This window comes from Pseudomonas helleri (assembly GCF_001043025.1).
GTDB classification, from domain to species: domain Bacteria; phylum Pseudomonadota; class Gammaproteobacteria; order Pseudomonadales; family Pseudomonadaceae; genus Aquipseudomonas; species Aquipseudomonas helleri.
On sequence record NZ_JYLD01000002.1, the window covers coordinates 156,100 to 168,170 of the forward strand.

Sequence of the window (12,071 nt, forward strand, 5' to 3'; positions counted from 1 at the left end):
GCGGCCCTTTACCAAGAGCCATAAGGCACCCCGTATTTTTCGATGTAGGCTTTTGTTTCTGGCTCTAACGGCAAGGCATATTTGCCATTAGTCTGGCCGCCAGAAGGCCCTTCCTTAACGACTTCGCCCTGAACCCTGGCCACTTCGATTGGGCTGACGCAAGGGCCTGAAATCCACACTTTGGCAATACCGCCGGGGGCCAACCCTACCGTCACCCCTTTACGGTAACCGGTGATCCATTTGGCATCGGCGGCACAAAAAGCTTTTTCAGGCTTGACCATGGACTGCTGAATAGCTTCGGGGATCACGATATAAACCTCGTAGGTTTGTGGCTCCACCAATGATTGCCAGCGCACATAGATGAGGCGTGGTACCGCAGCCCCGTAAACATACTTGCCGGCCCCCCAACCGGGGTAGCTAGGCCAACCACGAGGATTACCTTTAAGGTTTTTAGGAGTCTGAATTGCGGCCACTCCGCTCATGGCACGCCTGAAGACACGGTCTCGCACATCCACCGCATCTGCGGTTTCGATCCACACTTCCATATAGTTGGGAGCAAACAGTCCAAGCCGCCAGCCATCATAGGGCAGCCCATGACTGCCCTTGGCACAGCCCACCATCAACCCAAACACAGCGCACACCCATAGCAGCTTGAATTTACTCATTGGGATGCACCGCCCGTTTACCGCCCGTAGCCGGCCGATTAATAAAGAGCACCTCAATGTCGCTGTTGTTCTTGCCGCTGGCAGCATTCCAATTGCCTGACAAGTGGATGTATTTGCGCTGTAGTAAAGCCACCTCTTCATGGGTCAGTCCGGGAAAGCTGTCGCCAACGGCGTACGCCTGAAGCTTTACAGCGATAGTGTGCAGGTCTGCCGGCAAGGCAAATGCCGGGGTCTCGGGAACGCCCTTGAAAGGAACCCCGTTTCGTATACCCAGCTCGCGCATGGCCCGCAAGTAAATCAGTGACAACTGCCCATGCACTTGCCGCTCACTGCGAAGGGCGGCATACACGCGCTTCTCGGCAAACATGTCACGGCGTTTGTTGTAAGGCAGAACCACCGCCCATGTGTCGATACTCCAGCGCTGCAGATAGGGCTCCATGTCCGGCAGCATTACCCCCATGAGCTGTCGGGCTCGGTCATAAGCGACCGTGGAGGTTTCTGGCATGTCGACAGGCACCTGACTGCTCTGGGGTTTACTCAGCAGCACTTTTTCGGTAGCCAGAGGCAAATAACCGCCACCAAGATCGGAGTGGACACCGGGCAGCTCGATGTCATTGTCGGTACGAACCAGTGAGAAGTTATGACGATATTCATGGCGCGCCACAAATTGCACCACATGGCGTGCAATGCCGGGCGCAAGGTACAGGTCAAGGCCCGGGTTACTGGCGTTGTGCGGGCTAAAGTCGCCGCTTAAAGGTGCAACCACCCCAGGTACCGTATCAAACAGGCCGATAAAGTTGAGGTTGAAATCTGTTCGGTGGCGCCATTTGAAGCTGGCCACTAGCAAGGGTGACCCGGCGGGCAAGGCTTTGGCCAACAAACTGTCAGCCCCCTTCACCAGATCATTGGCGCAATGCCGTGCGGCAGCAGCCCCGCGACTGAAGCCAAACAGGTCGATAACGATTCGCCAAATGGTCAGGCCGGGATTGTTGTCTTGCAGCCTTCGAATCTGCTCCAAAATCAGGGCAGGTGCTTGCTCAACTCGCGCCACAATACCAGTGCTGCCTTGACCGCTGGCCTGGCCATAGACCGAGTCAGCTTGCCCGGTGACTGTACCGATGCCTTCGAGGTAGACCTTTAAAAAAGCCTCTTCCGCTTCCTGCGGCAATTGCATATCCGCATGATCCGGATACAAGTCATAAAGCCGCGCCACATTGGTGACATCGTTGGTATAGCTGTTATCCGGCGAGTTTCCTTTACCGTCAAAGCCAAAGCTCGCGCAATGCTGACGTATATCCGCGCCTTCCTGTTCACCTATACCCAAGCTAATGGCCAGGCAACCTCGCGCCGCCTCGCTGTTGCCCTGGTTATTCCCGGTGCCATCGAAGAACAAGCCTACATGCAAGGTGATGCCGGATTCCAGTTCCTCTTCTTCGTCCTCTTCTTCCAGCTCGGGATTGGCACTGGCGGGGGCTGTTTTTTTAGGTGCCGGCGATTCGGGCCACTGAGCCAAATACTCCATGTAACTCTGCTGTGGCCCTCTGGCATCTCCCAGCACTTGGCCTCTGATGTATTGGTCAGGGATCAGTCGCGGCGCAGGGCGGCACAGGCACTGGCACAAATCCCCTTCCAGCGCGGCTTGCCGCCCTCCCAGCAATTCGTCATGGCGCGGACCACACAGTACGATAACGCCTGTGCTGCCACACACCGGGCACTCGATGCTGTCACCTTCGCGGGCCAGTATCTGGTCATTGATTGTCATCAGTTCCCAGCCGGTCACCACCACGCCACCCACCGTGGTCCTGGACCCGACGGTGATATTCATGCGCTTCATACGCAGGCACCGGGCAAGGCGTGAGCGTTGTTGTGTAATAGGGGCATGTCGGCATCCTGGTGGTGGAAGGTTGAGTGCCCGCTAACTGTCAAATTGCCAGTTAGCGGCGCCCAGCCAGTATGCCGAGGGGGTGCGGAACTACCCTGTCAGAAGGATCCGTTTGGTTTGTAGTACGCGTAGCTTTCCGAAGATTTCCCCCCAGCCATATGCCTGCATCCATGACTGATGGGTTTTCAACCGCCATAAAAAAACCCCGCGCTTCTTCCGAAGGCGGGGTTTTTTAAGCCTGGTGGCTTAGTGCGCGTAAGTCAGCAGCAACTCGGTCGGCACTTTGAAGTCCAGGGACATCATGACGCTCAGGGCGGTGATGGTGAAGATCGAGAACACGAACAGCTTGCGTGCCCAGACCTTGTCGTCGACGGCTTTGTAGCCGGTCCACGCCATGTACAGCCAGTACATGCCCATCGCGGCTGCCACGGCCATGTAGCTCATGCCGGCGTAACCGCCGAGGGTGAGCATCAGGGTCGCGATCAGGAACGCGAGGATATAAAGCAGGATGTGCTTCTTGGCCACTTTGATCCCGCGCTTCACTGGCAACACCGGAATCGATGCGGCCAGGTAATCATTGAAGCGGAAGATCGCGATAGCGTACGAATGCGGCATCTGCCACAGGCTGAACATCACCAGCAAAGTCAGTGCGGCCATGTCGAAGTGATTGCTCACGGCGACGTAACCAATAACCGGTGGCATTGCACCCGACAGGCTGCCGATAAGCGTGCCGTGTACCGACTTGCGCTTAAAGTACAGGCTGTACAAACCGACGTAGATCACGAAGCCAATCGCGGCGAACAAGGCCGCCAGCGGGTTGGCCACGCGATACAGCAGCACAAGCCCTGCAACCCCCAGCAAGGTGGCGTAAAGCAACGCCACCTTGGCCGAGATCAGGCCTTGCACCAGTACGCGGTTTTTGGTGCGGTCCATCTTGATGTCGATGTCACGGTCGATGCAGTTGTTAAACACGCAACCGGACGCCACCACCAAGGAGGTGCCAATCACCGCAGCCAGGAACAGGGCAAGATCAAAATGCCCCTTCGAGGCCAGGAAGAACCCACCTGCCACAGAAAGCACGTTACCGAAAATGATCCCCGGTTTGGTGATTTGGATAAAGTGCTTAAAGGACATCGGGTTTACCTCACTTCGCCATCATTTCAGCGTGGATGCTGAACATAATCCACAGGGACAAGCCCACCAGCAGAACAATAACCAGCGCCGAGAAGACCAGCGCTGCAACGCTGTTGCGTTGCTCCGGGGAACGGTCCATGTGCAGGAAGTACACCAGGTGAACAACAACCTGGATCACTGCGGTCAACAGAACGATCGCCAGAGTGGTCGATTTGGCGAGGATCGGGTTCATCACCAGCCAAAACGGAATTGCGGTCAGGATCACCGACAAGATGAAGCCAGTTGCGTAGGACTTCACGCTGCCGTGGTTCGCGCCGTCAGAATGTGCGTTAGCCATTTACAGAGTCCCCATCAGGTAAACAACGGTGAATACGCAGATCCACACCACGTCCAGGAAGTGCCAGAACAAGCTCAGGCAGCTCAGACGCGTTTTGTTGGTCGAAGTCAGGCCGTGTTGGTTGACCTGATACATCATGATCGCCATCCAGATCAGACCGCAGGTCACGTGCAGACCGTGGGTACCAACCAGGGTGAAGAACGCCGACAAGAAGCCGCTACGGTGCGGACCGTAACCTTCGGAGATCAACAGGTGGAATTCGTTGATTTCCATGCCGATGAAGCCGGCACCCAGCAGGAAGGTAATGGCCAACCAGCCCAGAACGCCGCCTTTGTTGCCTTTGTAGAACGCGAGCATGGCAAAGCCATACGTGATCGAACTGAACAACAGCAGTGCGGTTTCACCCAGCACGTACGGCAGTTCAAAGATGTCGTGGCCCGACGGGCCACCCGCTACGTTACCTACCAGTACTGCGTATACCGCGAAGAGCGATGCAAAGATGATGCAGTCGGTCATCAGGTAGAGCCAGAAACCGAATACGGTAGTCTCGCCCGCGTCGTGATGGTGGTCATCGTGCCCATGGTCATGGGCGTGTCCAGCATTGGTCGCTATGTTCGACATGGTTTATGCCTGCCCCAACTTGGTTTCAACACGGTCGGCCGGAATTACTTTGGCGGCCAACAGACGCTTGTGCTGCTCGGCTTCGATGCGCTCGATGGTTTCCACCGGCACCATGTAGCCTTGGTCATCACGGGCAGCGTGTATCACGAAGTACACAACGGTGCCAGCGAGGCTCGCGATAGCCAGCCACCAGATGTGCCAGATCATTGCGAAACCGAACACGGTCAGCAGTGCGCCCATTACCACACCGGTAGCGGTGTTGTTAGGCATGTGGATCGGCGAGTACTTGGCCGGAGCCTTGTAAGCAGTACCGTCTTCTTTGGCTTCGGTGAATGCGTCAATACCGTGAACGGTTGGCACAACAGCGAAGTTGTAGAACGGAGGTGGCGACGAAGTCGACCATTCCAGGGTGTGGCCATTCCATGGATCGCCGAATTCGCAGGCGTTCTCTGGTTTGTTACGGTCACGAACCGAGACGTACAGCTGGATCAACTGGCAAGCGATACCCACAGCAATCAGGGCAGCACCAACCGCAGCAACGTACAGGTAAGGCACCCACTCAGGGTTGGTCGTGGCGTTCAGACGACGGGTCATGCCCATGAAGCCCAGTGCATAGAGCGGCATGAAGGCGATGAAGAAGCCGATGATCCAGAACCAGAATGCAGCCTTGCCCCACTTCTCGTTCAGTTTGAAGCCGAACGCTTTAGGGAAGTAGAAGCTGAAACCAGCGATGTAGCCGAATACAGCGCCACCGATGATTACGTTGTGGAAGTGAGCAATTACAAACAGGCTGTTGTGCAGAACGAAGTCAGCACCCGGGATGGCCAGCAGTACGCCGGTCATACCACCGATAGCGAAGGTCACCATGAAGCCCAAGGTCCACATGACCTGGCTGGTGAACTGCAGACGGCCGCGGTAGATGGTGAATAGCCAGTTAAATAGCTTCACACCCGTCGGGATGGAAATCAGCATCGTCGCCAGACCGAAGAAGGCGTTGACGCTGGCACCCGAACCCATGGTGAAGAAGTGGTGCAGCCAAACCATGAAGCCCAGTACCGAGATCGCACCGGAGGCGTAAACCATCGAGTGGTGACCGAACAGACGCTTGCCAGTGAAGGTCGAGATGACTTCAGAGAAGATCCCGAACGCCGGCAGAATGAGGATGTATACCTCAGGGTGACCCCACGCCCAGAACAGGTTCACGTACATCATTGGATTGCCACCAAGTTCGTTGGTGAAAATGTGGAAATCCAGGTAACGGTCAAGCGTCAGCAGTGCCAGGGTAGCGGTCAGGATCGGGAACGAAGCCACGATCAGAACGTTTGCCCAGGTGCAGGTCCAGGTGAAGATCGGCATGTCCATCAGTTTCATGCCTGGAGCGCGCATTTTCAGCACGGTCGCCAGGAAGTTCACCCCGGTTAACGTCGTACCTAGCCCTGATAACTGTAGCGCCCAGATGTAGTAGTCCACACCCACGCCAGGGCTGTACTGCAGGCCCGACAGAGGCGGGTAAGCAACCCAACCGGTTTTGGCGAATTCGCCGACGCCCAGCGACAGGTTGACCAGTACCACACCGGATACCAGCAGCCAGAAGCTCAGGGAGTTCAGGAATGGGTAGGCAACGTCACGCGCGCCGATCTGCAGCGGCACTGCAAGGTTCATCAGGCCGGTGAAGAATGGCATCGCCATGAAGATGATCATGATCACACCGTGAGCGGTGAAGATCTGGTCATAGTGTTCAGGCGGCAAGTAGCCAGGTGAACCCTCGGTGGCCATGGCCAACTGGGTACGCATCATGACGGCGTCGGCAAAGCCGCGCAGAAGCATGATCATGGCAACGATGATGTACATCACGCCAATTTTCTTGTGGTCGACTGACGTTAGCCATTCAGACCACAGGTAGTTCCACTTTTTGAAATACGTGATTGCAGCGACGAGCGCCAATCCGCCGAGCAGAATCATAGCGACGGTAACCATCACTATCGGCTCGTGGAACGGTATGGCGTCCAGACTTAATTTACCAAACATCGTTTACTCCTCTGCCCCGGCAGCTGAATTCGAGGTGTTGTCCAAACCTTGGGTCCCGGACTCTTCTTTCTTCTCGTGCTTCACGAACTTGCCTGGGTTCATCCCTTCATACTTGTCGATGATGAGCTGGAACAGGTTCGGAGTAACGGTGGAGTAGAGCTCTACAGGGTTGTTCTCGCTTGGTTTTTCCAACGCCGCGTACTCAGCGTTATCAAGCTGTTTAGGTGATGCTTTGACTTCAGCTACCCAGGCGTTGAAATCTTCCTCGGAAGTCGCGATCGCCTTGAATTTCATGCCAGTGAAGCCAGCGCCGCTGTAGTTGGCCGAAATGCCATCCATCTCTGCGTTTTTGTTGGCAATCAAGTGCAGCTTAGTCGTCATACCCGCCATGGCGTAGATCTGACCACCCAGACCTGGAATGAAGAACGAGTTCATCACAGAGTCAGAGGTAATGCGGAAGTTAACAGGCGTGTTGGCTGGGAACACGATCTTGTTAACGGTAGCGATACCTTGCTCCGGGTAGATGAATACCCATTTCCAGTCCAGTGCTACCACTTCAATGGTGACCGGCTTGACGTCGGACTCAAGCGGACGGTAAGGGTCCAGCGCGTGGGTCGACTTATACGTAATCACGCCCAGGGCGATGATGATGAGAATTGGCACAGTCCAGATCACGACTTCGATCTTGGTGGAGTGCGACCATTTTGGAGCGTATGTGGCGTTTTTGTTCGACGCGCGATACTTCCACGCGAAGATCAGGGTCATCAAGATGACCGGGACCACGACCAGAAGCATCAGCAATGTTGCAGTGATGATCAGATTCCGCTCTTCGATCCCTACCTGCCCCACCGGATCGAGCAATGTCCAATTGCAGCCTCCCAGCAGCAACGTGCCGAAAAGTGGCAATAAGCCAAGGAGTCTGGGGTACCTTTTTTTAGTCATCTCACGACCTCTAAAACAGCTTGCACAATGCAGTTGGTTTTTTTCGCCAACACTTCACCCTACCAAGGGTTGGCTCTTTTCCGGGCTTGAATAAATGCCTGCTCATCACCTTCAGGTGAATACGCAATCCCGGGTTAGCAGTGATTTCTTATTCGATACGTGGTCAATCGCCTTACTACAGACAATTCCATTTGTGGCGGAACTTAGAAGGGTTGCCAGTACCTGGGAGTCGCATGTGACGCCTGTTGTGAACTGCCCAGACGACCGCCGACTACCCGCTTGGGCTCGGAGGTGAGCAGGCTGGACGTTCAGTGGAGGCGATTGTAGTTAGGAAGCTCTCTACAAACCATGTCTCATCCAGAAATAATTCTTCTCGACTCCAGTAACAATCCCTCACTATTGTTGCCCATTACACAGGCATATGCCTCCTTAAAATGCATGTAGCACGTCAAAAGCCCACAGCTGATATGCCCCTTTTTGGCGCACGCACAGGGCTGGTGAATCCCCCCAAACGCCCAAGTGAAGAGGCTTACAGCCGATTCCCATGGAGACGCCCAAGGGCAATTTCAATCATCTGATCCGCAAAAAAAACGATCAGGAGATAAATCGCCCTGAACGTAATTCGTGCTCACCTGTCCTACAGGAATCGCTCTCTGCGACACTTTTAGCGTGACAATATGTCGCACAAGTCAGCTATCACTTTAGTGTGCCGATTCACATCCTGTTGACATTTTTGCGCGGACAAAAAAACGCCCCGCATTCTCAGGAAAAGTGCGGGGCGGATCAATCCAAACGTGGCGTTTTAGCCGTGTTTTTTGCGGTTCCGGTAGATTCCCAACGGCACCAGCACGCTGGTCAGCACAAAGGCCACCAGCGCCCATTGCGCCAGCGACAGGCCGAACACCGGCGGGTATGGCGTAGAGCAGAAGCCCTCAACCTGAAAGCCCAGCGGGAACACCGTCGCCAGCGGCAGGCCGTCAACGATCGGTTGCAGCACGTCAATGCCGCAGCTCACCGCAGGGTTGGCCAGGATAAACACGTGCCGCCCGGCCGCGATCACCCCGCCTATGGCGCTGAGCACCACCAGCACTTCAAAAATGGTCAGGCTGCGCCGTGTCGGCATCGCCGCGCCGATAAAGGCAAAGATCGCGATCAACAGCAAAGCGTAGCGTTGCAGGATGCACAGAGGGCAAGGCGCCTCACCGAGCACGATTTGCATGTATAACGCGCCACCAATCAGCGCCAGACAGATAACCCCGAGCAAGACCAAAAAGCGCTTCTCGCGGCTCAGTCGTATCATTTCATCCGTCATCCTGCTTCCCTTTGCCAGGTTATTTTGGAGTTAAGCCGCAGCCACTAAGGCGCGCAGTTTACACCCAGAACATCGACCTGAATGTAGGAGAACTGTGTAGGCAAGGTGTCGCAGAAGGATTAATAGATGATTAAGTCGTCGTACACAAACCCGTAGTCGCTGCCGAAGGCTGCGAAGGGTTGCGGAGCAAGCCGTTATCTCAAAGACCCCGCAACCCTCTTTATCGCCGGCAACGATGTATTCAACCCCGTCGCTTACTCCAGCGCCGCAGCCGGCCCAAAGAACTCATAACGGCTTTGTTGCTCAGGTACGCCCAGCGCCTTCAAATGACGCTTAACGGCGCTCATAAAGCCTTTTGGGCCCAGGAAATACGCATCGACATCGCGCTCCTCGCCCAGCCATTCGCCCAGCACCTCTTTTGTCAGCAGCCCCACATGGTCAGCCAAAGGGTCTGCCTGCTCATAGCAATAGAAGCGCTGCAATTGCGGATGCTGCGCGGCCAGCTCTTCGATCCAGCCCCGGAAGGCATGCACCTGTGCATTTCGCGCACAGTGAATAAAGCGGATCGGCCGTTTAGTGGCCAGCGCCGCCTCCAGCATCGACAACGTAGGCGTGATACCCACCCCACCACTGATCAACACCAGCGGTTTTTCGCTGGCAGCCAAGGTGAACTCACCGGCAGGCGGAAACAGCTCAACGATGTCACCCACTTGCAGGCGGTCATGCAGGTAGTTCGACACCACACCGCCCGGCTCGCGCTTGACGCTGATCCGGTAGCGGCCCACTTTGGCCAATGCTGACAGCGAATAGTTGCGACGCACTTCCTGGCCGTCGATGTTGAGCTTGATGCCGATGTACTGGCCGGGCTCAAACTCAAGGATCGGCTGCTCATCCACCGGGCGGAAGTAAAACGAGGTGACTTCTGCGCTTTCTTCTAGCTTGGCGGCCAGCTTGAATGCCCGGCCACCGCGCCAGCCACCCGGTGCAGCGGCTTTTTCGTCGTAAATGGCCGCTTCTGCGCCAATCAAAATATCTGCCAACTGGTTGTAAGCTGCGCCCCAGGCGGCCAGCACCTGCGGGGTCGCAATGTCGCTGCCCAGCACTTCTTCAATGGCCCGCAGCAGGCAACTGCCGACAATCGGGTAGTGCTCCGGGAGGATTTGCAGCGCAACGTGTTTGTTGATGATTCGCGCCACCAAGTCGCCCAACTGATCCAGTTGGTCAATGTGCCGGGCGTACATCAAGACGCCATTGGCCAAAGCACGTGGCTGGTCGCCGCTGGCCTGATTAGCCTGATTGAACAGCGGACGCACTTGCGGGTATTCGGTGAGCATCATGTTATAGAAGTGTGTCATCAACGCCTCACCACCACTTTCGAGCAGCGGCACAGTGGACTTAACGATGGCACGGTCTTGAGCAGTAAGCATAAAGTTGACTCCTGAACACGTAGGGAAAAATGGATTACCGTTTAACAATCAGTTTTCGTGCCAACCTTTAAACCCTTTAAAATCAATAGGTTAAAAACAAAGTAGTCACTATGACACGCCTTGATCTATAGTCACTTCGACTACACGAGGTCAAAATGACTGCAAAATTGCTTCTCACTGCCCTGCTCCCGCTGGTAGCGGACTTGTCCCGCGACCTGCCCGAAAGCGAACGTTACCGGCGCTTACTGCAATCCATGCGCGCCGTACTGCCGTGCGATGCCGCGGCCCTGCTGCGCCTTGACGGCGAATGGCTGGTGCCGCTGGCGGTAGACGGCCTGAGCCTGGATACGCTGGGGCGGCGCTTTAAAATCAGCGAGCACCCGCGCTTTGAAATCCTGCTCAGCAGCCCCGGCCCCACGCGCTTTCCCAACAACTGCGAATTGCCCGACCCATATGACGGACTGGTCGACGGGCTGGCCGAGCACCTGGAAATTCACGACTGCATGGGCTGCCCGCTGTTCGTCGACGAGCGCCCCTGGGGCCTGCTGACCCTCGATGCGCTGGACCCAAAACGCTTCGAACCCATTGAACTGGATGCCCTGCAAGCCTTTGCCAGCCTGGCCGCCGCCACGGTCAATGTGGCCCAGCGTATCGAGCGCCTGGCCCTGAGGGTGGCCGCTGAGCAGCAAAAAGCCGAGCTGTATCGTCAGGCTCATCCTTTGCCCAATAAAGAGCTGATTGGCCAAAGCGCCGCCCATAAACACCTGCTCGAAGAAATTGCCTTGGTCGGCAACAGCGACCTGACGGTGTTGATCACCGGCGAAACCGGGGTCGGCAAAGAGCTGGTCGCCCAAGCCATTCATGCCGCCTCGCCGCGCGCCGACAAACCGATGATCAGCCTGAACTGCGCCGCCCTGCCCGACACCCTGGTCGAAAGCGAACTGTTCGGCCATGTGCGCGGCGCCTTTACCGGCGCCACCAGCGACCGTCGTGGCAAGTTTGAACTGGCCAATGGCGGCACGTTGTTTCTGGACGAAGTGGGCGAGCTGTCACTGACGGTGCAAGCCAAGCTGCTGCGCGTGCTGCAAAGCGGGCAATTGCAGCGCTTGGGCTCAGATCAGGAACACCGCGTCGATGTGCGCCTGATTGCCGCGACCAATCGCGACCTGGCAGAAGAAGTGCGCAGCGGTCGCTACCGCGCCGACTTCTATCACCGTTTGAGCGTCTACCCGCTCAACGTGCCCGCCCTGCGCGAGCGCGGGCGCGATGTGTTGCTACTGAGCGGCTTCTTTCTCGAGCAAAACCGCTCGCGCATGGGCCTGGGCAGCTTGCGCCTGAGCCCGGATGCCCAGGCCGCGCTGCTGCATTACTCATGGCCGGGCAATGTGCGCGAACTCGAACACTTGATCGGCCGCAGCACCCTCAAGGCATTGGGCAACTGCAAAACCCGGCCGCGCATCTTGACCCTGACCGCCGCAGACCTGGACTTGCCGACGCCGCAGGACGGCCCTGCAGTGGCAGAGCAAGAGCCGCTACCGCCGGTCATTGGTGACTTGCGCCAGGCCACGGAGAACTATCAGCGCCAGTTGATCAGCGCCTGTCTTGAGCGCCATCAGCACAACTGGGCCAGCGCCGCCCGCGAACTGTGCCTGGACCGGGCGAACCTGGGCCGAATGGCCAAGCGTTTGGGGTTGAAATAAAACCCCTGTAGCCGCTGCCCAGG

At 56.6% G+C, this 12,071-nt stretch carries 10 protein-coding genes; 1 reads left to right on the top strand and 9 read right to left on the bottom strand.

Annotation, left to right across the window (positions count from 1 at the left end; translation table 11 throughout):
* Window positions 1-8 precede the first annotated feature (8 nt).
* From TU84_RS03400 to hmpA, 9 genes are all read right to left on the bottom strand, one after another.
* Window positions 9-665, bottom strand: coding sequence for a DUF2931 family protein (locus TU84_RS03400; RefSeq protein WP_048367143.1), 657 nt, complete (start codon window positions 663-665; stop codon window positions 9-11).
* Entirely contained in the window at window positions 658-2,499 is a 1,842-nt protein-coding gene (locus TU84_RS03405; protein ID WP_048367144.1) for a phospholipase effector Tle1 domain-containing protein, read from the bottom strand. The genes TU84_RS03400 and TU84_RS03405 overlap by 8 nt, the downstream gene beginning before the upstream one ends.
* 294 nt (window positions 2,500-2,793) lie before the next feature.
* The gene (gene cyoE, locus TU84_RS03410) at window positions 2,794-3,681 is read right to left on the bottom strand and encodes a heme o synthase (protein WP_048367145.1); all 888 of its coding nucleotides are present in this window, start codon (window positions 3,679-3,681) and stop codon (window positions 2,794-2,796) included.
* Window positions 3,682-3,691: 10 nt separating this feature from the next.
* Window positions 3,692-4,018, bottom strand: coding sequence for a cytochrome o ubiquinol oxidase subunit IV (gene cyoD / locus TU84_RS03415; protein ID WP_019408632.1), 327 nt, complete (start codon window positions 4,016-4,018; stop codon window positions 3,692-3,694).
* Entirely contained in the window at window positions 4,019-4,639 is a 621-nt protein-coding gene (locus tag TU84_RS03420) for a cytochrome o ubiquinol oxidase subunit III (protein ID WP_048367147.1), read from the bottom strand. It abuts the gene before it with no gap.
* Window positions 4,640-4,642: 3 nt separating this feature from the next.
* Entirely contained in the window at window positions 4,643-6,667 is a 2,025-nt protein-coding gene (gene cyoB, locus TU84_RS03425) for a cytochrome o ubiquinol oxidase subunit I (RefSeq protein WP_048367148.1), read from the bottom strand.
* Window positions 6,668-6,670: 3 nt separating this feature from the next.
* On the bottom strand, window positions 6,671-7,609 hold the full coding sequence (gene cyoA, locus TU84_RS03430) for a ubiquinol oxidase subunit II (protein WP_048367149.1): 939 nt from the start codon (window positions 7,607-7,609) through the stop codon (window positions 6,671-6,673).
* Between the two features lie 802 nt (window positions 7,610-8,411).
* Window positions 8,412-8,921, bottom strand: a complete 510-nt coding sequence (locus tag TU84_RS03435; protein ID WP_048367150.1) for a disulfide bond formation protein B — start codon at window positions 8,919-8,921, stop codon at window positions 8,412-8,414.
* 254 nt (window positions 8,922-9,175) lie between these two features.
* Window positions 9,176-10,348, bottom strand: coding sequence for an NO-inducible flavohemoprotein (gene hmpA, locus TU84_RS03440; RefSeq protein WP_048367152.1), 1,173 nt, complete (start codon window positions 10,346-10,348; stop codon window positions 9,176-9,178).
* A 155-nt stretch (window positions 10,349-10,503) separates the two neighbouring features.
* Here hmpA and norR point away from each other — a divergent pair, with 155 nt between their 5' ends.
* Window positions 10,504-12,048: a nitric oxide reductase transcriptional regulator NorR gene (gene norR, locus TU84_RS03445; protein WP_048367153.1), complete on the top strand. Its 1,545-nt coding sequence runs from the start codon at window positions 10,504-10,506 to the stop codon at window positions 12,046-12,048.
* The last annotated feature ends 23 nt before the right edge of the window (window positions 12,049-12,071 follow it).

Coding starts and splice junctions, on each gene's coding strand:
- TU84_RS03405 (WP_048367144.1), bottom strand. CDS start 2,499: ATGAAGCGCATGAATATCACCGTCGGGTCCAGGACCACGGTGGGTGGC.
- cyoA (WP_048367149.1), bottom strand. CDS start 7,609: ATGACTAAAAAAAGGTACCCCAGACTCCTTGGCTTATTGCCACTTTTC.
- cyoD (WP_019408632.1), bottom strand. CDS start 4,018: ATGGCTAACGCACATTCTGACGGCGCGAACCACGGCAGCGTGAAGTCC.
- hmpA (WP_048367152.1), bottom strand. CDS start 10,348: ATGCTTACTGCTCAAGACCGTGCCATCGTTAAGTCCACTGTGCCGCTG.
- TU84_RS03435 (WP_048367150.1), bottom strand. CDS start 8,921: ATGACGGATGAAATGATACGACTGAGCCGCGAGAAGCGCTTTTTGGTC.
- cyoE (WP_048367145.1), bottom strand. CDS start 3,681: ATGTCCTTTAAGCACTTTATCCAAATCACCAAACCGGGGATCATTTTC.
- norR (WP_048367153.1), top strand. CDS start 10,504: ATGACTGCAAAATTGCTTCTCACTGCCCTGCTCCCGCTGGTAGCGGAC.
- TU84_RS03420 (WP_048367147.1), bottom strand. CDS start 4,639: ATGTCGAACATAGCGACCAATGCTGGACACGCCCATGACCATGGGCAC.
- cyoB (WP_048367148.1), bottom strand. CDS start 6,667: ATGTTTGGTAAATTAAGTCTGGACGCCATACCGTTCCACGAGCCGATA.
- TU84_RS03400 (WP_048367143.1), bottom strand. CDS start 665: ATGAGTAAATTCAAGCTGCTATGGGTGTGCGCTGTGTTTGGGTTGATG.